Origin of the sequence: Streptomyces sp. NPDC005435, from assembly GCF_040703155.1 — a bacterium.
Classification (GTDB): Bacteria; Actinomycetota; Actinomycetes; order Streptomycetales; family Streptomycetaceae; genus Streptomyces.
In genome coordinates this window covers 437,909-459,576 of the sequence record NZ_JBEXEQ010000001.1, presented here as the reverse complement: position 1 = coordinate 459,576, position 21,668 = coordinate 437,909, and the positions used below count along the sequence as shown (strand labels likewise).

Below are 21,668 nucleotides of genomic sequence, written 5' to 3'. Positions count from 1 at the left end.
TGTATCGAGTCGATACATCAGCGCGAGACAAAGACGCTGTGTGCCGAGAGGAGGCGATCATGAGCCGGCGTTCCGGCATCCTTGAGTTCGCCGTACTCGGGCTGTTGCGCGAGTCTCCGATGCACGGCTACGAACTGCGCAAACGACTCAATACATCCCTGGGTGTGTTCCGGGCCTTCAGCTACGGAACGCTGTACCCCTGCCTCAAGACGCTGGTCGTAAACGGCTGGTTGATCGAGGAACCGGGCAACACCCGCGAAGACGCTCTGGCGGCCCCCCTCACCGGGCGCCGCGCGAAGATCGTCTACCGGCTGACGGCCGAAGGTAAGGAGCACTTCGAGGAGCTGCTCTCGCAGACCGGCCCGGACGCGTACGAGGACGAGCACTTCGCCGCGCGGTTCGCCTTCTTCGGGCAGACCTCGCGCGATGTGCGGATGCGCGTGCTGGAGGGCCGGCGCAGCCGCCTGGAGGAGCGTCTGGAGAAGATGCGCACCTCCCTGGCACGCACCCGGGAGCGGCTCGACGACTACACGCTTGAGCTCCAGCGCCACGGAATGGAGTCCGTGGAGCGCGAGGTGCGCTGGCTGAACGAGCTCATCGAAAGCGAGCGGGCCGGACGCGACCTGAAGGGGTCGGAGTCCGGGGAGTCCGCTCAGCAGGACACCACATCTGGATCGGCGGGCGGCCTGCCCCGTCCCAGGGACCTCCCGGGGACGGATACGCCCGGCGACACCGCCACGTGACGGCCCACTCAGGGCCTCACTCGTACACACAGGGAGCAACCGGAATGGGTTCGGTTCGCGTAGCCGTCGTCGGCGTGGGCAACTGCGCCGCGTCGCTGGTGCAGGGCGTCGAGTACTACAAGGACGCCGACCCGGCGGCCAAGGTCCCCGGCCTGATGCACGTGCAGTTCGGTGACTACCACGTGCGGGACATCGAGTTCGTCGCCGCGTTCGACGTCGACGCCAAGAAGGTCGGCCTCGACCTGTCGGACGCCATCGGCGCCTCCGAGAACAACACCATCAAGATCTGCGACGTGCCCACCACCGGTGTCACCGTCCAGCGCGGCCACACCCTCGACGGTCTCGGCAAGTACTACCGCGAGACCATCGAGGAGTCGGACGCCGAGCCGGTCGACGTCGTCCAGATCCTCAAGGACAAGCAGGTCGACGTGCTCGTCTGCTACCTCCCCGTGGGCTCCGAGGACGCCGCGAAGTTCTACGCCCAGTGCGCCATCGATGCCAAGGTCGCCTTCGTCAATGCCCTTCCCGTCTTCATCGCGGGCACCAAGGAGTGGGCGGACAAGTTCACCGAGGCGGGCGTGCCGATCGTCGGTGACGACATCAAGTCCCAGGTCGGCGCCACCATCACGCACCGCGTCATGGCGAAGCTGTTCGAGGACCGCGGTGTGATCCTGGACCGCACGATGCAGCTGAACGTCGGCGGCAACATGGACTTCAAGAACATGCTCGAGCGCGAGCGCCTGGAGTCCAAGAAGATCTCCAAGACGCAGGCCGTCACCTCCCAGATTCCCGACCGGGACCTCGGCGAGAAGAACGTCCACATCGGGCCGTCCGACTACGTGGCCTGGCTGGACGACCGCAAGTGGGCCTACGTCCGCCTCGAGGGCCGCGCCTTCGGTGACGTCCCGCTGAACCTGGAGTACAAGCTCGAGGTCTGGGACTCCCCGAACTCGGCCGGCGTCATCATCGACGCCCTGCGCGCCGCGAAGATCGCCAAGGACCGCGGCATCGGCGGCCCGATCCTCTCCGCGTCCTCGTACTTCATGAAGTCCCCGCCGGTTCAGTACTTCGACGACGAGGCCCGCGAGAACGTCGAGAAGTTCATCCGCGGCGACGTCGAGCGCTAAAGCTCCGCTCGCACGAGAACGCTCCTGCCAGGGCGCGAAAGGTCCCCGGGGTCATCTCCCGGGGACCTTCCGCATGTGTGAGGCTGTCTCCCATGCCCGTCGCCCAGGACCTGCACCGGTTGCTGCGGGTCCGGGACTTCCGGCGCCTGCTCGGTGTCCGCCTGCTCTCCCAGGGCGCCGACGGCGTCTACCAGGTCGCCCTCGCCGCCTACGTCGTCTTCTCCCCCGAGCGGCAGACCTCGGCCGGGGCGATCGCCTCGGCGATGGCCGTGCTGCTGCTCCCGTACTCCCTGGTCGGCCCCTTCGCCGGAGTGCTGCTGGACCGCTGGCGGCGCCGTCAGGTGTTCGTGTACGGCAACGCGCTGCGCGCCCTGCTGGCGGCGGCCACCGCCCTCCTGATGGTCACCCGGGCACCCGGCTGGCTCTTCTACGCCTCCGCGCTGTGCGTCACGGCCGTCAACCGGTTCGTCCTCGCGGGCCTGTCCGCCGCACTGCCCCGTGTCGTGGACGCCGACCGCCTGGTGCTGGCCAACTCGCTGTCCCCGACCGCCGGGACACTCGCCGCGACCGCGGGCGGCGGACTCGCCTTCCTCATCCGCATGACGGGCCCGGACTCGGACGCCACCGTCGTGCTGACGGGCGCGGTCCTCTACCTGTGCGCGGGCCTCACCGCCCTGAGCCTGGCGCCCGGCCGGCTCGGCCCCGACCGGGCGCCGGCCCACCCCCGCCTGCGCGCCGCGCTCGCGGACACCGCACGCGACCTGCTCGCCGCCGTCCGGTACCTCTCCGCCCCCGACCGCAGGGACGCCGCCCGGGCGCTCACGTCGATGACCCTGATGCGCTTCTGCTATGGCGCGCTGCTCGTCCTGCTGCTCATGCTGTGCCGGTACGGCCTCGCCACGACCCCGCGCGACGGTCTCGGCCTGCTCGGACTGGCACTGGCCTTGTCAGGCGCGGGTTTCTTCGCGGCGGCCGTGGTCACTCCATGGGCGGCGGGGCGGATCGGACCGGGGCGCTGGATCGCTGTGTGCGCGGGCGGCGCGGCGGTGCTGGAGCCGGCCCTCGGCCTGCCCTTCGCCGCCGTCCCTCTGATGATCGCGGCCTTCGTGCTGGGCCTGACCACCCAGGGCGCCAAGATCGCCACGGACACGATCGTGCAGGAGTCCATCGAGGACGGCTTCCGGGGCCGGGTCTTCTCGGTCTACGACGTTCTCTTCAACATCGCCTTCGTCGGTGCCGCCGCGGCCGCGGCCCTGATCCTCCCGGCGGACGGACGCTCACCGGCGCTCGTGGTCCTCGTCGCCTGTCTGTACGGCGCGGTCGCCGTGGCGATGTACCGCACCCCCTGGCGTCCGGACGGCGCGAGGGGCGGTGTTTCACGTGAAACACCGCCCCTGCGCTGAAAGTCCGTGTTTCACGTGAAACACGGAGGCTCGGCCGGCCTCAGTTCTGCCCGGCCCACCACTCCTTGAGCGACGCCACCGCCGCCTCGTGCTCCATCGGGCCGTTCTCCAGCCGCAGCTCCAGCAGGAACTTGTACGCCTGGCCGATGACAGGGCCGGGGCCGACGCCCAGAATCTCCATGATCTGGTTGCCGTCGAGGTCCGGGCGGATCGCGTCCAGCTCCTCCTGCTCCTGGAGCTGGGCGATGCGCTCCTCCAGGCCGTCATAGGCCCGGGACAGGGCGGAGGCCCTGCGCTTGTTGCGCGTGGTGCAGTCAGAGCGGGTCAGCTTGTGCAGGCGTTCCAGCAGCGGGCCGGCGTCACGGACATAGCGGCGCACAGCCGAGTCCGTCCACTCGCCGGTGCCGTAGCCGTGGAAACGCAGATGCAGCTCGACGAGCTGCGAGACATCCCTGACCAGCTCGTTCGAGTACTTCAGGGCCGTCATGCGCTTCTTGGTCATCTTCGCGCCGACCACCTCGTGGTGGTGGAAGGAGACCCGGCCGTCCTTCTCGAAGCGGCGCGTGCGCGGCTTGCCGATGTCGTGCAGCAGGGCGGCCAGCCGCAGCGTGAGGTCGGGGCCGTTCTCCTCCAGCGCGATCGCCTGCTCCAGCACGATCAGCGTGTGGTCGTAGACGTCCTTGTGCCGGTGGTGCTCGTCCCGCTCCAGGCGCAGCGCCGGAAGCTCGGGCAGGACATGCCCGGCGAGGCCCGTGTCCACCAGGAGGGTCAGGCCCTTGCGGGGGTGGGCGGAGAGGATCAGCTTGTTCAGCTCGTCCCGGACCCGCTCGGCCGAGACGATCTCAAGCCGTCCGGCCATCTCCGTCATCGCGGCGACCACACCGGGGTCCACCTCGAAGTCCAGCTGCGCGGCGAACCTGGCCGCCCGCATCATGCGCAGCGGATCGTCCGAGAAGGACTCCTCGGGCGTACCGGGGGTGCGCAGCACGCGGGCCGCGAGGTCGTCCAGCCCGCCGTACGGGTCGATGAAGTCCTTCTCCGGCAGCGCGACGGCCATCGCGTTCACCGTGAAGTCGCGGCGGACCAGATCCTCCTCGATGGAGTCGCCGTACGACACCTCGGGCTTGCGCGAGGTGCGGTCGTACGCCTCCGACCGGTAGGTGGTGACCTCGATCTGGTAGCCGTCCTTCTGCGCGCCGACCGTGCCGAACGCGATCCCGACCTCCCATACGGCATCGGCCCACGGCCGGACGATCCGCAGGACGTCCTCGGGGCGCGCGTCGGTGGTGAAGTCCAGGTCGTTCCCGAGCCGGCCGAGCAGCGCGTCACGGACCGAGCCGCCCACCAGGGCGAGTGAGAACCCGGCTTCCTGGAAACGGCGGGCCAGGTCGTCGGCGACGGGAGCCACCCGCAGCAGCTCGCTCACCGCGCGCTGCTGCACCTGGCTCAGGGCAGCGGGAGTGTCTTCGTTGGGGTTCGGCACAACAGAAAAGGGTACGTGGCCCGGCCGGCCGGCCGCTCCTCCTCGACCCGGCACCGTCCCCGTCCGGCATACCCGTACAAGGAGCAGTTCTGCGGCGTACGCCACTGCTCGGCCCGATAGTGGATATAGGGGACAGGACATCGCCGTACCCGATCTTGGGAAGCGGTCCGCGGCACTTCCCCTCAGCGGTCATCGTTACCATGCGGGGACGCACATTCCGACGCCCACTGACGACGAGAGACGGGTTAGCGCGTGGCCGAGGCGGCAGACTTCCAGGGGACCAGTGCCTCACCTGCCCGCCGGTGGCTGCGGCGCACCGGGGCGCTGCTCGCCGGCGCGCCGTTGGTGGCCGGACTGCTCCAGTTCTCCACCGCGTCGCCCGCGCAGGCCGCGCCGTCGGACTCGGTCTCCGTCTCGCTGGACTCGCTCAGTCCCAGCGCCCCGACGGACGGCGACACGGTGACCGTGACCGGCACCGTCACGAACAACGGCAGGCAGACCGTGACCGGCGCCCACGTCGGCCTGCGGGTGGGCCCGCTACTGAACACGCGCTCGGCGGTCGACGCGATCGCCCGGCACCCGCGGTCCACGCAGGGCGGCACCGGGACCGAGGTCGGCGGCAAGTACACGGAGAAGTTCCCCAAGCTCATCCCCGGTATCGCCGAGCACTTCAGCATCTCCGTCCCGGTCGACAAGCTCGACCTCAAGGGCGACGGCGTCTACACGTTCGGGGTCGCCGTGTCCGGCCAGACCCCGGCACGGCCCTGGGACCAGGTGCTCGGTGTCGAGCGGACCTTCCTGCCCTGGCAGCCGTCGGACGCCGACACCACCACCAAGACCACGTTCCTGTGGCCGCTGATCTCCTCCGTCCACATGACCGCGCGGACCGGCGCGGGCGAGTCGCAGACGCCGGTCTTCCGCAACGACGAGCTGGCCGAGGAGATCGCTCCGGGCGGCCGGCTCGCGCAGATGGTGGAGCTGGGCAAGGACCTGGACATCACCTGGGTGATCGACCCCGACCTGCTGGCCTCCGTGGAGGCCATGGCGAAGGGCTACCGGATCGACGCGTCCGGCGACACCAGCACGCCCGGCCCCCGCGAGCACCAGGAGATCGCCCGCCAGTGGCTGGCCGACCTCCAGAAGGCCGTCACGGGCGAGGAGGTCGTCGCGCTGCCCTTCGGCGACCCGGACCTGGCGTCGCTCGCCCACACCGGAACCCGCGTCAGCGGCTCGCTCAGCCACCTCAAGGACGCGACCGACGTCGCGGCCCTGACCGTGAAGACCGTGCTCCATGTCACGCCGAGCACCGAGTTCGCGTGGCCCGTCGAGGGCGCCGTGGACCCGTCGATCATGAAGGTTGCCACCTCGGCGGGCGCGGACCGGGTGATCGCCCGCAGTGACAGCCTCCGGGAGAGCTCGGGGCTGTCCTACACGCCGTCCGCCGCGCGCCCGGTCGGCGGCGGCACCACCGCGGTGGTCGCCGACGCCCGGCTGTCCACCGCCTTCGAGGGCGATCTGACCAGGGCGGACACCTCCACGCTCGCCGTGCAGGAGTTCCTGGCCCAGAGCCTTGAGGTGAACGCGCAGACGGACAAGCAGCGCAGCATCGTGGTCGCTCCCCAGCGCACGCCCACCGCGAGCCAGGCCCAGGCCATGGCCACGGCGCTCACGGCGCTGCAGAGCGGCACCTGGTCGGAGGCCCAGGACCTGAGCGCGGCGGCCAAGGCCAAGCCCGACCCGAACGCCACCACGCGCATCCCCTCCACGTCCGCCTACCCCTCCTCGCTGCGCAGGCAGGAGCTGCCGAAGTCGGCCTTCGAGCAGATCGCGCGGACGCAGGACAAGCTGGACAACTTCCAGGTGATCCTCACGGACCAGTCCCGCGTGGTCACTCCGTTCGGGCGGGCCATAAACCGCGGGATGTCCACGTCGTGGCGGGGCCACCGCGCCGACGGGAACAGCTTCCGGAGCGGTGTGGAGGGCTGGCTCGACGACCTGGCGGACCAGGTCAAGCTGATCGACAAGTCGGAGACCAAGCTCTCCGGGCGCAGCGCGACCATCCCCGTCACCGTGCAGAACAACCTCGTACAGCCCGTCGGCCATCTGTCCCTGCGGCTCACCTCGACCATGCCGACCCGCCTGAAGATCGGCGGCAAGGCGTACTACGAGCAGAGCGTCGACGTCTCCGGCGGCCACAGCCAGTCCGTCAAGTTCACCACCTCGGCCAACGCCAACGGCCGCGTCGGAGTGATCGCGCAGCTCTACACCGAGGACGGCCAGGAGTACGGCGACCCCGTCACCTTCGACGTGAAGGTCACCGAGGTCACGCCCACCGTGATGCTGGTCATCGGCGGCGGTGTGCTCCTGCTGGTGCTCGCCGGGTTCCGGATGTACACCCAGCGCAAGCGCGCGGCGGCCCGCCAGGCCGAGCAGGAGGGCACGGCCGAAGAGGGCACCGAGGGCGCGCCCGAGCAGCCCGGCACCCCCGAGGACCGCCCCGCGGCGGAGTCCGGCTCCCCTTCCGGAGAGGACGCGCCGGACCAGCCGAGTGACCCTTCACCGGACACCGCACCGGAAAGCGCCGACCCGTCCGGCACGGGTGAGAGAGTGGACCGTTGAGCGATGTCGTGGCCGGTGTGGCCCGGGACGATGAGGTGGGGTAACCATGAACGCGCCGTACGACGGTGACCGCGGCCAGGGCGCCGCCGGCTCGGGCCACCCCGAGACCTCGCCCGAGCCGGGCCAGGTGCCGCCGCAGCCCGCGGCGGACATGTACCTCCAGGACGCCTACGACCAGGACCCCTACCGGGAGCGCGAGCTGTCCGCCCAGGACCCGGTCGCCGAGGCCCTCTACGACCGCGCCGCGCACCCGCCGCCCCCGCCGGGCACCTACGACCGGCAGCAGCCGCTGTACGCCCAGCCCTCCCAGTCTCCGTACGCGCCCGACCCCCGCGTGTGGGCCAACACCCCGGCCCCCGAGCCGGACGGCGACGCCACCCAGCACATGCCGTACGGCGACAACCCCCGCACCACCCAGTTCGTCGGCGTGGACGACCTGGTCTCGCACTCGGGCGAGGAGTACCACGAGCCGGACGCCTTCGCGCATCTGCTGAAGGATCAGCAGCACGGCGGCGCAGCCGCGGCCACGGGCGCGCGGGCCGCCTCCGGGCCGCCGGCTCCCGGCCGGACCGGAACGGGCGGCACACAGCCTCCCGCGCCCGGGAACCGCAGCCGGCCGGCCGCCCCGGTGCCCGGCCCCTCGGGGCCCGCCGAGACCGCCTCGGCCCCCGCCCCGGCCGCGCCCAAGAAGGGCGGCCTGCTCAGCTCCAGCGCCGTCATGGCGGCCGGCACGATGGTCTCCCGCCTCACCGGCTTCGTCCGCTCCGCGCTGATCGTCTCCGCGCTGGGCCTGGGTTTCCTCGGCGACTCCTTCCAGGTCGCCTACCAGCTGCCCACGATGATCTACATCCTCACCGTCGGCGGCGGCCTGAACTCCGTCTTCGTGCCCCAGCTGGTGCGGGCCATGAAGGAGGACGAGGACGGCGGCGAGGCGTTCGCCAACCGGCTGCTGACCCTCGTGATGGTGGCCCTCGCCGTGCTCACGGGCGCCGCGATGTTCGCCGCCCCGCTCCTGGTCCGCCTGCTGTCGGACTCGGTCGCGACCAACCCGGCGGCCGACGACGTGGCGGTCACCTTCACCCGCTACTTCCTGCCCTCGATCTTCTTCATGGGCATTCACGTGGTGATGGGTCAGATCCTCAACGCGCGCGGAAAGTTCGGCGCGATGATGTGGACCCCGGTGCTGAACAACATCGTCATCATCGTGACGCTCGGCACGTTCATCTGGGTCTACGGCACCTCGGCCAACTCCCACATGACCGTCGCCAACATCCCGGCGGCGGGCCAGCGGCTGCTCGGCATCGGCGTGCTGCTCGGTCTCGTCGTGCAGGCACTGGCGATGATCCCCTACCTGCGGGAGACGGGCTTCCGTATCCGCCCGCGCTTCGACTGGAAGGGCCACGGCCTGGGCAAGGCCGCGATGCTCGCCAAGTGGACGGTCCTCTTCGTGCTCGCCAACCAGGCCGGCGCGATGATCGTGACCCAGCTCTCCACCGCCGCGGGCGAGGACTCGGACGCCAAGGGCACCGGTTTCGCCGCCTACGCCAACGCCCAGCTGATCTGGGGCCTGCCGCAGGCCATCATCACGGTGTCCCTGATGGCCGCGCTGCTGCCGCGCATCTCGCGCTCGGCCGCCGAGGGCGACGCCGGCGCGGTCCGCGACGACATCTCGCAGGGCCTGCGGACGACGGCCGTGGCCATCGTGCCCATCGCCTTCGGCTTCCTGTCGCTCGGCATCCCGATGTGCACGCTGATCTTCGGCTCCTCGGGCACCGGCGCGGCCACCAACATGGGCTACATGCTGATGGCCTTCGGCCTCGGCCTGATCCCGTACTCGGTGCAGTACGTCGTCCTGCGCGCCTTCTACGCGTACGAAGACACCCGCACGCCCTTCTACAACACCGTCATCGTCGCGGTCGTCAACGCGGGCGCCTCGGCCCTCTGTTTCGTCCTGCTGCCGTCCCGCTGGGCGGTCGCGGGCATGGCGGCCGCGTACGGTCTCGCCTACGCCATCGGTGTCGGTGTCGCCTGGCGGCGGTTGCGCAAGCGCCTGGGCGGCGATCTGGACGGCTCCCGGGTGCTGCGGACCTACGCGCGCCTGGGCATCGCCTCGGTGCCTGCGGCCCTCCTCAGCGGTGCGGCCTGCTACGGCATCGGGCACACTCTGGGCCAGGGTGTGTTCGGCTCCTTCGTAGCGCTCGTGGTGGGTGGTGCGGTATTGCTTGGGATCTTCTTCGTCGCCGCGAGGAGGATGCGGATCGAAGAACTCAACTCGCTCGTGGGAATGGTCCGCGGGCGTCTGGGACGCTGAGGCGGGGTAGGCGCACAACCATCGTCCGCCGCCGCGTGTCGTGCATAGCGGCGGACTGTGGGCACAATTGGTTTCGGCGTCGGACAGCGTGCAACGGATGGGGAGGCAGGGACGACGGTGGCAGAACGGAGCACAGCTGCCGTCGACGTGGCAGACAACAGTGGCGAGCAGCCACTGACCGCCAAGGCGGGCCAGTCCACGTCCGACGGGGTGGCCAAGAACCCGGAGCTGGACACGGACAGCGACGAGGTACAGGGGAGCAGCGGAACGGAGGCCACCGGAACGAATTCCGCACCCCCGGAACTGCACAGCGGTCACAAGCTCGCCAGACGCTACCGTCTTGAGGAGTGCGTCACCCGTCTGGACGGATTCAGCAGCTGGCGTGCGGTCGACGAGAAACTTCGTCGCGCCGTCGGCGTGCACATCCTTCCGGCCCAGCACCCTCGCGCGCGTTCCGTCCTGGCCGCCGCCCGGGCGGCGGCACTCCTGGGCGACCCGCGGTTCGTCCAGGTCCTCGACGCGGTCGAGGAGAACGACCTCGTCTATGTCGTGCACGAGTGGCTGCCCGACGCCACCGAGCTGACGACGCTGCTCGCCACGGGGCCGCTGGAGCCGCACGACGCGTACCAGATGGTCAGTCAGATCGCGTCCGCCATGGCGGCGGCACACCGTGACGGCCTGGCCCATCTGCGGCTGAACCCCAACGCCGTGCTGCGCACCTCCACCGGGCAGTGGCGCATCCGCGGGCTGGCCGTGAACGCCGCGCTGCGCGGCATCACCTCCGACACCCCGCAGCGCACGGACACCGAGGCGATCGGCGCACTGCTGTACGCGGCGCTGACGCAGCGCTGGCCGTACGAGAGCGACGCCTATGGCCTCACCGGACTGCCCAAGGACGTGGGCCTCGTCGCACCCGACCAGGTGCGCGCGGGCGTCCACCGGGGGCTGTCCGAGCTGGCGATGCGGGCGCTCGTCAACGACGGTGCCACCGCTTCCCGGCACGAGTCCGCGTGCACCACGCCGGAGGAACTGGTCAAGGCCATCGGCGAGATGCCCCGCATCCGCCCGCCGGAGCCCGCGTTCACGGCGCCGCCGGAGTATCAGCGCACCACGTACCAGCAGGGCACCTACGGCCGTCCCGCAGCCGGTCCCGGCATCACCCAGCCGCTCGCGCCGCAACCGCCGGCGCCGCTGCAGAGCCGTACCGGCAAGGCACTGAAGTGGGCGGTCTCCGCCCTTCTCATCGCCGCGCTCGGTCTCGGCAGCTGGCAGCTGGCGGAGGCGTTGGTGGGCCAGGGCGAGAAGCAGAAGGACACCAACAACACCCAGACGCAGGACAGCGGCGACAAGAACGCGGCCAAGGCGGTCCCGAAGCCGATAAAGATCCAGGGCGCACAGGAGTTCATCGCCAAGGGCGACGCCCAGCACCCCGGAGACGTCGACAAGACCTACGACGGCAACACGTCGACGTACTGGCGGACCAAGTCCTTCAACGAAGGTCCCTCGATCGTGGCCCTCAAGCCCGGTGTCGGCATCATGTACGACCTCGGGTCGGCCCAGAAACTCGACGCGGCCACCATCGGGCTCCGCTACGGAGGCGACCACACCACGGTCGAGCTGTACACGGCCGACTCGCTGACACCGCCGTCGCTGGATTCGATGAAGCGGATCGGCGACGTCACCACCTCGGGCACGACCGCCACCGTCAAGCCCGGCAAGCCGGTGAAGACGCGTTACGTCCTCGTGTGGCTGACTGCCATGCCGATGTCCGGCTACGACGCGGCCTCCTACTCCCAAGCGGGCTACAAGCAGGCCATCACCGAAGTCGGATTCACGGGCTGACGTCTCGTCCGAGCCGGAGGGGGCAGATGGCGCAGGGCGCCGGATACGAGGAAGTGGGCGATCAGGACCTGATCGCCCGGCACGTGGACGGCGACCCCGATGCCTTCGGCGAACTCGTCCGGAGGCATCGGGACCGGCTCTGGGCCGTGGCCCTGCGGACGCTGGGGGACCGCGAGGAGGCCGCCGACGCGGTCCAGGACGCCCTGGTCTCGGCCTACCGGGCCGCGCACACCTTCCGAGGGCAGTCGGCCGTCACGACCTGGCTGCACCGCATCACGGTGAACGCCTGCCTGGACCGCGCTCGCAAGACCGCCTCGCGGAAGACGACACCCGTGGACGACACGGAGCGGCTGGAGCAGCTGCTGGAGCCACACGAGTCCGCCTCCGCCCCGGCCGAACGGAACGACCTGCACCGGCAGCTCGTCCAGGCGCTCGGGACACTCCCCAAGGACCAGCGCGCCGCCCTGGTTCTGGTGGACATGCAGGGTTATCCGGTGGCCGAGGCCGCGCGCATCCTCGACGTGCCCACGGGGACGGTGAAGAGCCGCTGTGCCCGGGGCCGCGCCAGACTTCTTCCACTGCTCACCCATCTGCGTCCCGGCGCCCCGGGCGAGGGGAAAGAACCCGCGCCAGGACGGAACCGGGTGCACGGGGCATCCGTCCCACCTGCGACAGATTCTCCGGATGACAGCTCACGGAACACAGGACCGGGCGATTCGGCCGTCGTGAAGGGCGGAGGTGGACGGGCATGACGTCCTCGACAGACACGGCCGGGCATCCGGATGTCACCGAGCTCTCCGACCTCGCCGAGGGCATCCTGCCACCGACCCGCAGTGCGGACCTCCGCCGGCACTTGGCGGGCTGCGAGCCGTGCGCCGATGTCCAGGCGTCCCTGGAGGAGATCCGGACGCTGCTGGGCAGCATGCCGGAGCCGTCTCCGATGCCACAGGACGTGGCGGACCGCATCGACGCCGCCCTGGCCGTCGAAGCGGAAGGCTCGCAGCATGTTTCACGTGAAACCGAGAAGTCACGTGAAACCGAGAAGCTGGTTTCACGTGAAACATCGCTGCCGGACCGTCCCGCCGGGCGATCGTCCGCCGCGACCGGCCCCGGGCGCAAGGAGCGTGGCCGCAGCCGTCGCAGGACCGTCGCGCTCGGCGCCGTGCTCACCGCCGCCGTGGTGGGAGCCGGGTCGCTGCTTCTTCAGTCGCTCGGCAGCGACTCCCCCGACACCACGGCCCACACCAAGCCCACCCCGGTCGTCACCACGTTCTCCGGCGCCAGCGTGCAGAGCCAGGTGAAAGGTCTCCTCACCGCGCAGAAGGGGCTTCAGCGGGGCACACAGCGGCCGCGCGAGGAGAGTGCGACGGTGTCCCCGGGCGGGCCGACGCAGAGCGCGAACACACTGATTCAGACCGCCGTCCCGGTTCCCTACTGCATCCGGCAGGCGGTGGACTCCCGCAACGACGTCCTCGCCGCCAAGACCGGCACCTACGCCGGCAAGAAGGCTTATCTGGTCGTGCTCCCCGACACCACGGACGGCTCGCGCGTCCTGGTCTATGTCGTGGACGCCTCCTGCACCGTGCACCGGGCCCCCTCCTCCGGCACCGTGCTGCTGAAGCAGTCCCTCGCACGCAACTGAGCCCCGCCAAGCGTCATCGAAGCCGTCCTGCGAGCCGCCTCCGTGTGCCCAGACAACGGGGGAATGCGGGGCCCTTAGGATCGGTTGGGTGGGGTGAGAGCCCCGAAAGGGACTTTCACCGGTCGACTGACACAGACCAGAGACGAGGAAACAAGCCGTGAGCGACGTCCGTAACGTGATCATCATCGGCTCCGGGCCCGCAGGCTACACGGCGGCGCTCTACACCGCGCGCGCGTCCCTGAAGCCTCTGGTGTTCGAAGGCGCCGTCACCGCCGGCGGTGCGCTGATGAACACCACCGAGGTGGAGAACTACCCGGGCTTCCCGAGCGGCATCATGGGCCCCGACCTGATGGACAACATGCGGGCCCAGGCCGAGCGCTTCGGCGCCGAGCTGATCCCGGACGACATCGTGTCGGTCGACCTGACCGGTGAAGTCAAGACTGTCACCGACACCTCGGGCACGGTCCACCGCGCGAAGGCCGTCATCGTCGCCACCGGCTCGCAGCACCGCAAGCTCGCGCTGCCGAACGAGGACGCTCTCTCCGGGCGCGGTGTCTCCTGGTGCGCGACCTGTGACGGCTTCTTCTTCCGGGACCAGGACATCGCCGTGATCGGCGGCGGCGACACCGCGATGGAGGAGGCCACCTTCCTCTCGCGCTTCGCCAAGTCCGTGACGATCGTCCACCGTCGTGACACCCTGCGCGCCTCCAAGGCGATGCAGGAGCGCGCCTTCAACGACCCGAAGATCAAGTTCGCCTGGGACAGCGAGGTCGTGGAGATCCTCGGCGAGCAGAAGCTCACCGGTCTCAAGCTCCGCAACCTCAAGACGGGCGAGATCTCGGAGCTGCCCGTCACGGGTCTGTTCATCGCCATCGGCCACGACCCGCGCACCGAGCTGTTCAAGGGCCAGCTGGACCTGGACGCGGAGGGCTACCTGAAGGTCGCCGCTCCCTCCACCCGGACCAACCTGCCCGGCGTCTTCGCCGCGGGTGACGTGGTCGACCACACCTACCGCCAGGCGATCACCGCGGCCGGCACCGGCTGCGCCTCCGCTCTCGACGCCGAGCGCTACCTGGCCGCGCTGCTGGACACCGACGAGGCCGAGCCCGAGAAGACCGCAGCCGTCTGACCTCCCCACCCCCCCCCACCGTACGAGCAGAAAAAGGAGCCCGCTGTGGCCGGCAACCTGAAGAGCGTGACCGATGACAACTTCGAGCAGGACGTGCTGAAGAGCGACAAGCCCGTCCTGGTGGACTTCTGGGCCGAATGGTGCGGCCCCTGCCGCCAGATCGCTCCGTCCCTCGAGGCCATCGCCGCCGAGTACGGCGACAAGATCGAGGTCGTCAAGCTCAACATCGACGAGAACCCGAACACGGCCGCCAAGTACGGCGTCATGTCCATCCCGACGCTGAACGTCTACCAGGGTGGCGACGTCGTCAAGACGATCGTCGGCGCCAAGCCGAAGGCCATGCTCGTCCGCGACCTCGAAGAGTTCATCGCCGAGTGACGTTTCACGTGAAACACGAAGGGGCCGGCCCTGCTGAGGGCCGGCCCCTTCGTTCGTTCCGAGACTCCTTCGCACGCTACAACGGCCGCAGCGCGGGCTCCTTCTGTACGGCCCCCAGCAGCCGGTCGATGGCCATCTCCACGTCTTCCTTCCAGGAGAGCGTCGAGCGCAGCTCCAGCCGCAGCCGAGGGTGCTGTGGGTGCTGCCGTACCGTCTTGAAGCCCACCGCGAGGAGATGGTCCACGGGGAGCAGACAGGCCGGCTCCTTCCAGCGGGTGTCGCCGAAGGCCTCGATCGCCTTGAAGCCGCGCCGCAGCAGATCCTTGGCGACCGCCTGGACCAGCGTCCGGCCGAGCCCCTGCCCCTGATAACCGGGCAGCACGAACGCGGTGATGAGCTGTACGGCGTCCGGCGATACCGGACTGGTGGGGAACGCCGCCGAGCGCGGCACATAGGCGGGCGGTGCGTAGAGCACGAAGCCCACCGGCACGTCGTCCACGTAGACCGTCCGGCCGCACGAGCCCCAGTCGAGCAGGACGGCGGAGATCCACGCCTCCTTCTCGCCGGCGGCCGTGCCCGCCTTCACCGCGGCCTCTCCGCTGACGGGATCCAGTTCCCAGAAGACGCATGAGCGGCAGCGCTGGGGAAGATCCTTGAGGTTGTCCAGCGTGAGCGGTACGAGCCGACGCCCCATGAAGGCTGTTCCTCGCTTCCTAAGGCCGTGCATCGCGAGCGGCTGTCAGAGCGCTCCGTCTCCCGAGCAGCCCATCGGCGAATCACCGACCGCTGCGCCCTACCCGTTCGCATCGTATCCACGATGCGATTCCCTCGATACCGGCTCAAAGCAAAGAGCGGACCGTGTTCCGGTACACACCGGACACGATCCGCTCTCGCGGTGCCGTCGGCCGAGCCGCCCTGGGTCAGTCGTCCTGGCCGTCGTCGTCCTGGGGACCCGCGGAAAGCAGGGGGCCCTCGCCCGGGGCGAGCGTGCCGAGGATCCGCTCCAGGTCCTCGACCGAGGCGAACTCGACGGTGATCTTCCCCTTCTTCTGCCCGAGGTCCACCTTCACCCGGGTCTCGAAGCGGTCCGACAACCGGGTGGCCAGATCACTGAGCGCGGGGGACACCAGGGCGCCGGCGCGCGGTCCCTTGGCGCGCGCGGTCTTCTGCGGCCGCGAGCCCATCAGGGTCACGATCTCTTCCACCGCGCGTACCGACAGCCCCTCGGCCACGATGCGGTGCGCCAGCCGGTCCTGCTCCTCGGAGTCCTCGACGGACAGCAGCGCCCGGGCATGACCGGCCGAGAGCACTCCGGCCGCGACCCGCTTCTGCACGGTCGGCGAGAGACGCAGCAGACGGAGCGTGTTGGAGATCTGGGGGCGGGAGCGCCCGATCCGGTCGGCCAGCTGGTCGTGGGTGCAGTTGAAGTCCTTGAGCAGCTGATCGTAGGCGTGCGCCTCTTCGATCGGGTTGAGCTGCGCGCGGTGCAGGTTCTCCAGCAGGGCGTCCAGGAGGAGCTTCTCGTCCTCCGTGGCCCGGACGATCGCCGGAATCGCCTCAAGGCCCGCCTTGCGGCTGGCGCGCCAGCGGCGCTCGCCCATGATCAGCTCGTAGCGGTCGCCGCCCAGCTCCCGCACGACCACGGGCTGGAGAAGGCCGACCTCCTGAATGGAGGTCACCAGCTCGCGCAGCGCGTCCTCGTCGAAGATCTCGCGAGGCTGACGCGGGTTGGGGGTGATGGAGTCGAGCGGGATCTCCGCGAAGTAGGCACCCATCGGCGGTGCGGGCAACTCCGCCACTGGGCTCGCCGGGGAGTCGTCGAGTTCCTGGGCGGGCGCCGGCACGGTGGGCGCCTCGGCGGTACCCCGGTCGGCCGTCAGCAGCGGGGCCGCGGCGGGAGATCCGGGTGCGGCGCTGCCCAGCGCGCTGGACGCCAGGCTCTTCTCGGTCGGGGCAGCGGGGATCAGCGCGGCGAGACCGCGACCCAGCCCCCTCCGTCGTTCGTTCACTGTGACCCCTCCACCATGTTCCGGTCGTTCTGGGTGCCGACATGAGCGTGGGTCGGGTCGTAGCCGATTCCCGCACCCCTCAGCGCGATTTCCCGGGCCGCCTCAAGGTAGGAGAGCGCCCCGCTCGAACCTGGATCGTAGGTCAGTACCGTCTGCCCATAGCTGGGGGCCTCGGAGATACGGACCGAGCGCGGAATGCTCGTCCGCAGCACCTCGTCGCCGAAGTGGGTGCGGACCTCTTCCGCGACCTGGGAGGCGAGACGCGTCCGGCCGTCGTACATCGTCAGCAGGATGGTCGACACGTGCAGCGTCGGGTTGAGGTGACCCCGCACCAGATCGACGTTGCGCAGCAGCTGTCCCAGGCCTTCCAGCGCGTAGTACTCGCACTGGATGGGGATGAGGACCTCCTGGCCGGCGACGAGCGCATTGACCGTCAGCAGGCCCAGCGACGGCGGGCAGTCGATGAGGACGTAGTCCAACGGCTGTTCATACGCCTGGATCGCCCGCTGGAGCCGGCTCTCCCGCGCCACCAGGGACACCAACTCGATCTCCGCACCGGCGAGATCAATGGTGGCCGGGGCACAGAACAGACCCTCGACATCCGGAACGGGCTGGACGACCTCGGAGAGCGGCCTGCTGTCCACCAAGACGTCGTAGATGGACGGCACTTCCGCGTGGTGGTCGATCCCCAGTGCCGTGGACGCGTTGCCCTGCGGGTCGAGGTCGACCACCAGGACGCGGGCGCCGTGCAGTGCCAGGGAAGCGGCAAGGTTGACGGTGGTCGTCGTCTTGCCCACGCCACCCTTCTGATTGGCCACCACCATGAGGCGGGTCTGCTCCGGCCTCGGCAGGCCCTCTCCGGCGCGGCTGATGGCCTCCGCGGCTAGCTGGGCAGCACGACCGATGGGAGTGTCGTCCATCGGGGGCAATGTTTCACGTGAAACATCCGCTCCCATCGACTCGGTTCGGGGACCGGGGACCGGATCGGCCATCGGTCCCGCGATATTGGCGTCGGACCGCACGGATTCACTCTCCTCGACTTCAGGCTCGCAATGAACAGAGCCTGCCATGCCTTCAGTGCCGCGAACCAGTGACCCCTGGTCTTCTGTGGAGAAATCCACCTCTGTGGATACGTGCGGTACCTCTCCGGGTGAACCGAGCGGCTTCCGGTCGCGGGGTTCGGCAGCAGCATGGCTCCGGCCGATGATGCCGTGCAGCAGTGATCGACGTTTCACGTGAAACACGATGCTCCGCCACGGCGACCGGGTCCTCGCGACACTCCGGCCCGCCCGGCTTTGGCAGCTTGTGTGGAGTACGCGGGCCGAACACGACAGATGGGGTGTGCTCCGGGTCCGAACCCGGGGCACACCCCATCCACCACGTCCTGGCTCAGCGGCGCCTGCGCGTCCGGCCCGTTCGTGCCGCCTTGGCCCGCTTGGCCGCGAACCGTACGCCGCCCGGGCTCTCACCGACCTCCACCCGCACGACGGTGGACAGCGGATCGACCACACCCTCGCCCACCTGGAGGACCGAGGTGGAGACCGCGCCGAGCTTGGCGAGCGCGGTGGACGCCGCCTTCAGCTCCTCCTCGGCGGTGTCCCCCTTCAGCGCCAGCATCTCGCCGTACGGGCGCAGCAGCGGGATGCCCCAGGCGGCCAGGCGGTCCAGCGGGGCCACGGCACGCGCCGTCACCACATGGACCGGCGGCACCTTGCCCAGCATCTCCTCGGCCCGCCCGCGCACGACGGTCACATGGTCCAGGCCCAGCAGCTCCACGACCTCGGTGAGGAACGTGGTGCGCCGCAGCAGCGGCTCCAGCAGGGTGATGTTGAGGTCGTCCCGTACCAGAGCCAGCGGGATGCCCGGCAGACCCGCGCCCGAACCGACGTCGCAGACCGTCACCCCCTCGGGAACGGCCTCGGAGAGCACCGCGCAGTTCAGCAGGTGGCGCTCCCAGAGCCGGGGAACTTCCCGGGGACCGATCAGACCGCGCTGCACACCTGCCTCGGCCAGCAGCTCCGCGTAGCGCACCGCGTCATCGAAGCGATCGCCAAATACTTCCCGCGCCTGTTCGGGCGCGGGGGGAAGCTCCGCTGCCTCCGTCACGGGGACCGTCCTTCCGTACAGCGCCGGCGCATCCCGCACCGGCCACCAGAACTACAGGCTGACAAAGTTCGGCCCCGTCTGCGCCTCAGACGCAACAGACGGGGCCGATAAAACAGGTGCCGATCAGGCGGGCAGCACGACGACGAACCGCTGCGGCTCCTCGCCCTCGGACTCGCTGCGCAGTCCCGCACCCTTGATCGCGTCGTGCACGACCTTGCGCTCGAACGGGGTCATCGGCTTGAGCTTCATGGGCTCGCCCGAGCTCTTGACCTCGGCGGCCGCCTTCGCGCCCAGCTCGGCCAGCTCGGCGCGCTTCTTGGCCCGGTAGCCCGCGATGTCGAGCATCAGCCGGCTGCGGTCACCGGTCTCCCGGTGCACGGCCAGGCGCGTCAGCTCCTGCAGCGCCTCCAGCACCTCGCCGTCCCGGCCGACCAGCTTCTGGAGGTCGCGGCCCCCGGCGTCACTGATGATCGAAACCGAGGCGCGGTCGGCCTCGACGTCCATGTCGATGTCGCCGTCGAGGTCGGCGATGTCGAGCAGACCCTCCAGGTAGTCCGCGGCGATCTCACCCTCCTGCTCAAGGCGGGTCAGGGTGTCTGCACCCTCGGCAGCGGCGGAGGTGGTGGTGCCTTCCGTCACGGGATGGGCTCCTTCTTACTTCTTGGACGGGGACTTGGGCCGCTGCGGACCACCCTTGCTCTGCCCGGACTGGGCCTTGCTGCGGGTGCCGGAACCGGACTTCTGGGGCTGCTTGGCAGCGGCGGGCTTGGCGTCCTGGGGCTCGTCAGACTTCTCCAGCGAGGTGGTCACGTCGGCGTCGTCCTGCTGCTTGGTGCCGGTCTGCTGGCGCTGGGCCTTGCTCTGCCGCTTGGGCTGCTGGCGCCGGGGGGTGGCCGCGGCGGTGACCGCCGTACCGCCCTCGGTCTGGGCCACGGCCTGGGCCTCGCTCTTGACCACGGAGCCGTCGGCCTGCGCGGCCAGTCCGGCCTTGCTCAGCGCGTTGATGAACTTCCGCTCGGCCTCGTTGCGGTCGCGGCCCTTGGCGACGATCGCCTTGACGATCGTGCGCTCGCTGCGCCGGCGGACCTTGCCGTGGTGCGTGACGTGCTTGGTCAGGCGCTCCAGGTACGCGGCCTGAGCCTTGGAGCCCGGGTTCGGGTTGTTGCGGATGACGTACATCTGCTGGCCCATGGTCCACACGTTGGTGGTCAGCCAGTAGACGAGGACACCGACCGGGAAGTTGATGCCGAAGACGGCGAACATGACCGGGAAGACGTACATCAGCATCTTCTGCTGCTGCATGAACGGCGTCTTGACCGTGGTGTCGACGTTCTTGGTCATCAGCTGACGCTGCGTGTAGAACTGCGACGCCGACATCAGGATGATCATGATCGCGGTGACGACACGCACATCGGTGACCGAGGCGTGCATCGCCGTGATGGTGTCGGCGCTGTCCTTGAACTTCGCCGCGAGGGGGGCACCGAAGATGTGCGCCTTACGGGCGCTCTCCAGCAGCGAGGTGTTGATGACACCGATGGTCTTGCCCGACGCGATGCCGTTGAGCACGTGGTACAGGGCGAAGAAGAAGGGAGACTGCGCCAGGATGGGAAGGCACGAGGAGAGCGGGTTGGTGCCCGACTCCTTGTACAGCTTCATCATCTCTTCGGACTGACGCTGCTTGTCGTTCTTGTAGCGCTCCTGGATCTTCTTCATCTCAGGCTGGAGCGTCTGCATCGCGCGCGTCGCCTTGATCTGCTTCACGAAGAGCGGGATCAGGCAGATGCGGATGAGAATCACCAGGGACACGATGGACAGGCCCCAGGCCCAGCCCGTGTCAGGACCGAAGATCGTCCCGTACACCGTGTGGAACTGGACGATGACCCAGGAGACGGGTGTCGTGATGAAGCTGAAGAAGCTGGCAATCGTGTCCACTAATCATGCTCCTTGGGCATGGGACGAGTTCTCTGCGGCCGGGCTCGAAGGAGGCTCGGCAAGCTTCGCCTCGGTGGCCGGTTCGGCGGCGGAGGTTCCGCCCCTGCGCGCGCGCCAGGCGCCGCGCAGCATTTCGTGCCACCGCGGACGCTTGCGCGGGGGGACATGGTCCACACCGCCCAGCGACCACGGATTGCACCGGAGGATGCGCCAGGCGGTCAGGGCCGTTCCCTTGATCGCACCATGCCGGTCGATGGCCGTGTAGCCGTAATGAGAGCACGACGGGTAGTACTTGCATACCGGCCCCAGCAGTGGACTGATCGTCCACTGGTACAGCTTGATCAGGGCCAGCAGTGGGTACTTCATCGCGCGCCCCCTCCCAGCAGCCGCTGAATGGCGGCATCCAGGTCTTGGGCCAGCTGTGCGTGTTCCACGTCGCCCGATCCGGGCAACGCTCGTACGACTACCAGGCTACCGGGGGGAAACAGGGCAACTCGGTCACGCATCAGGTGACGAAGTCTGCGCTTCACTTTGTTGCGCACGACCGCGCCACCCACAGCCTTGCTCACGACGAAACCCGCACGCGTCGGGGGAGCGCTCTCCCCAGGCGCGTGCGGGTCCGTGGCACCGCTACGAAAGTGGACGACGAGGGTCGGGCGGCCTGCCCGGCGTCCTCGCCGTACCGCGGTCGCGAAGTCTTCGCGCCGCCTCAGCCGGTGGTCGGTGGGCAGCACGACGTCACGACCTGGTCAGGATCAGGCGGACAGGGCGGCGCGACCCTTGCTGCGGCGGTTCGCCAGAATCGCGCGGCCGGCACGGGTACGCATCCGCAGGCGGAAGCCGTGGGTCTTCGCGCGACGACGGTTGTTCGGCTGGAAGGTGCGCTTGCTCACTCGGGGGCTCCAGAAAGAATCGGTAGTTGGCGGGGTGCCGTCCTGGCTGTC

At 69.5% G+C, this 21,668-nt stretch carries 20 protein-coding genes; 10 read left to right on the top strand and 10 right to left on the bottom strand.

Features of this window, described 5'->3' with window-relative positions:
- Positions 1-59: 59 nt before the first annotated feature.
- The 3 genes from AB0898_RS02140 to AB0898_RS02130 all read left to right on the top strand — a co-directional run bounded on the left by AB0898_RS02140 (position 60) and on the right by AB0898_RS02130 (position 3,273).
- Positions 60-743: a helix-turn-helix transcriptional regulator gene (locus tag AB0898_RS02140; protein ID WP_366800882.1), complete on the top strand. Its 684-nt coding sequence runs from the start codon at positions 60-62 to the stop codon at positions 741-743.
- A gap of 44 nt (positions 744-787) precedes the next feature.
- On the top strand, positions 788-1,870 hold the full coding sequence (locus AB0898_RS02135) for an inositol-3-phosphate synthase (RefSeq protein WP_356100796.1): 1,083 nt from the start codon (positions 788-790) through the stop codon (positions 1,868-1,870).
- Positions 1,871-1,962: 92 nt separating this feature from the next.
- Complete coding sequence (locus AB0898_RS02130) at positions 1,963-3,273, top strand: MFS transporter (protein WP_366800881.1); 1,311 nt, start codon at positions 1,963-1,965, stop codon at positions 3,271-3,273.
- 40 nt (positions 3,274-3,313) lie between these two features.
- On the opposite strand, the gene AB0898_RS02125 is transcribed toward AB0898_RS02130, so the two are convergent.
- Positions 3,314-4,756, bottom strand: coding sequence for a CCA tRNA nucleotidyltransferase (locus AB0898_RS02125; protein ID WP_366800880.1), 1,443 nt, complete (start codon positions 4,754-4,756; stop codon positions 3,314-3,316).
- Between the two features lie 252 nt (positions 4,757-5,008).
- On the opposite strand from AB0898_RS02125, the gene AB0898_RS02120 reads away from it, so the two are divergent.
- From AB0898_RS02120 to trxA, 7 genes are all read left to right on the top strand, one after another.
- Positions 5,009-7,375: a DUF6049 family protein gene (locus tag AB0898_RS02120; RefSeq protein ID WP_366800879.1), complete on the top strand. Its 2,367-nt coding sequence runs from the start codon at positions 5,009-5,011 to the stop codon at positions 7,373-7,375.
- A 46-nt stretch (positions 7,376-7,421) separates the two neighbouring features.
- A complete protein-coding gene (gene murJ, locus AB0898_RS02115) occupies positions 7,422-9,686 on the top strand; it encodes a murein biosynthesis integral membrane protein MurJ (protein ID WP_366800878.1) in 2,265 nt (754 codons plus the stop codon).
- 117 nt (positions 9,687-9,803) lie between these two features.
- Entirely contained in the window at positions 9,804-11,528 is a 1,725-nt protein-coding gene (locus AB0898_RS02110) for a protein kinase family protein (protein ID WP_366800877.1), read from the top strand.
- 26 nt (positions 11,529-11,554) lie between these two features.
- Positions 11,555-12,280: an RNA polymerase sigma factor SigM gene (sigM, locus tag AB0898_RS02105; RefSeq protein ID WP_366800876.1), complete on the top strand. Its 726-nt coding sequence runs from the start codon at positions 11,555-11,557 to the stop codon at positions 12,278-12,280.
- On the top strand, positions 12,277-13,170 hold the full coding sequence (locus AB0898_RS02100) for an anti-sigma factor (protein WP_366800875.1): 894 nt from the start codon (positions 12,277-12,279) through the stop codon (positions 13,168-13,170). Before sigM ends, AB0898_RS02100 begins: the two co-directional genes overlap by 4 nt.
- 157 nt (positions 13,171-13,327) lie before the next feature.
- Entirely contained in the window at positions 13,328-14,299 is a 972-nt protein-coding gene (gene trxB, locus AB0898_RS02095; protein WP_366800874.1) for a thioredoxin-disulfide reductase, read from the top strand.
- Between the two features lie 45 nt (positions 14,300-14,344).
- The gene (trxA, locus tag AB0898_RS02090) at positions 14,345-14,677 is read left to right on the top strand and encodes a thioredoxin (protein ID WP_366800873.1); all 333 of its coding nucleotides are present in this window, start codon (positions 14,345-14,347) and stop codon (positions 14,675-14,677) included.
- A 76-nt stretch (positions 14,678-14,753) separates the two neighbouring features.
- Here trxA and AB0898_RS02085 read toward each other — a convergent pair whose 3' ends face one another.
- From AB0898_RS02085 to rpmH, 9 genes are all read right to left on the bottom strand, one after another.
- Positions 14,754-15,371: a GNAT family N-acetyltransferase gene (locus tag AB0898_RS02085; protein ID WP_199581605.1), complete on the bottom strand. Its 618-nt coding sequence runs from the start codon at positions 15,369-15,371 to the stop codon at positions 14,754-14,756.
- 226 nt (positions 15,372-15,597) lie between these two features.
- A complete protein-coding gene (locus tag AB0898_RS02080) occupies positions 15,598-16,686 on the bottom strand; it encodes a ParB/RepB/Spo0J family partition protein (protein WP_366800872.1) in 1,089 nt (362 codons plus the stop codon).
- Positions 16,683-17,756 carry an AAA family ATPase gene (locus AB0898_RS02075; protein WP_366801046.1) on the bottom strand — a complete coding sequence of 358 codons (1,074 nt, stop codon included), beginning with the start codon at positions 17,754-17,756 and terminating at the stop codon, positions 16,683-16,685. Before AB0898_RS02075 ends, AB0898_RS02080 begins: the two co-directional genes overlap by 4 nt.
- Positions 17,757-18,075: 319 nt before the next feature.
- Positions 18,076-18,792, bottom strand: coding sequence for a 16S rRNA (guanine(527)-N(7))-methyltransferase RsmG (rsmG, locus tag AB0898_RS02070; RefSeq protein ID WP_199581603.1), 717 nt, complete (start codon positions 18,790-18,792; stop codon positions 18,076-18,078).
- Positions 18,793-18,915: 123 nt separating this feature from the next.
- The gene (locus AB0898_RS02065) at positions 18,916-19,431 is read right to left on the bottom strand and encodes a R3H domain-containing nucleic acid-binding protein (RefSeq protein WP_199581602.1); all 516 of its coding nucleotides are present in this window, start codon (positions 19,429-19,431) and stop codon (positions 18,916-18,918) included.
- A 15-nt stretch (positions 19,432-19,446) separates the two neighbouring features.
- Positions 19,447-20,724: a membrane protein insertase YidC gene (gene yidC, locus AB0898_RS02060; RefSeq protein ID WP_366800871.1), complete on the bottom strand. Its 1,278-nt coding sequence runs from the start codon at positions 20,722-20,724 to the stop codon at positions 19,447-19,449.
- Positions 20,725-20,727: 3 nt separating this feature from the next.
- Positions 20,728-21,090, bottom strand: a complete 363-nt coding sequence (yidD, locus tag AB0898_RS02055) for a membrane protein insertion efficiency factor YidD (protein ID WP_366800870.1) — start codon at positions 21,088-21,090, stop codon at positions 20,728-20,730.
- Positions 21,087-21,458: a ribonuclease P protein component gene (gene rnpA, locus AB0898_RS02050; RefSeq protein WP_366800868.1), complete on the bottom strand. Its 372-nt coding sequence runs from the start codon at positions 21,456-21,458 to the stop codon at positions 21,087-21,089. Before rnpA ends, yidD begins: the two co-directional genes overlap by 4 nt.
- Before the next feature lie 21 nt (positions 21,459-21,479).
- Entirely contained in the window at positions 21,480-21,617 is a 138-nt protein-coding gene (rpmH, locus tag AB0898_RS02045) for a 50S ribosomal protein L34 (protein WP_018547628.1), read from the bottom strand.
- Positions 21,618-21,668: the final 51 nt, after the last annotated feature.

Excerpts from the sequence above, each read along its gene's own strand:
- AB0898_RS02140 (WP_366800882.1), top strand. The coding sequence starts at position 60 with ATGAGCCGGCGTTCCGGCATCCTTGAGTTCGCCGTACTCGGGCTGTTG.
- AB0898_RS02135 (WP_356100796.1), top strand. The coding sequence starts at position 788 with ATGGGTTCGGTTCGCGTAGCCGTCGTCGGCGTGGGCAACTGCGCCGCG.
- AB0898_RS02130 (WP_366800881.1), top strand. The coding sequence starts at position 1,963 with ATGCCCGTCGCCCAGGACCTGCACCGGTTGCTGCGGGTCCGGGACTTC.
- murJ (WP_366800878.1), top strand. The coding sequence starts at position 7,422 with ATGAACGCGCCGTACGACGGTGACCGCGGCCAGGGCGCCGCCGGCTCG.
- sigM (WP_366800876.1), top strand. The coding sequence starts at position 11,555 with ATGGCGCAGGGCGCCGGATACGAGGAAGTGGGCGATCAGGACCTGATC.
- AB0898_RS02100 (WP_366800875.1), top strand. The coding sequence starts at position 12,277 with ATGACGTCCTCGACAGACACGGCCGGGCATCCGGATGTCACCGAGCTC.
- AB0898_RS02085 (WP_199581605.1), bottom strand. The coding sequence starts at position 15,371 with ATGGGGCGTCGGCTCGTACCGCTCACGCTGGACAACCTCAAGGATCTT.
- AB0898_RS02075 (WP_366801046.1), bottom strand. The coding sequence starts at position 17,756 with ATGGCAGGCTCTGTTCATTGCGAGCCTGAAGTCGAGGAGAGTGAATCC.
- yidD (WP_366800870.1), bottom strand. The coding sequence starts at position 21,090 with ATGAAGTACCCACTGCTGGCCCTGATCAAGCTGTACCAGTGGACGATC.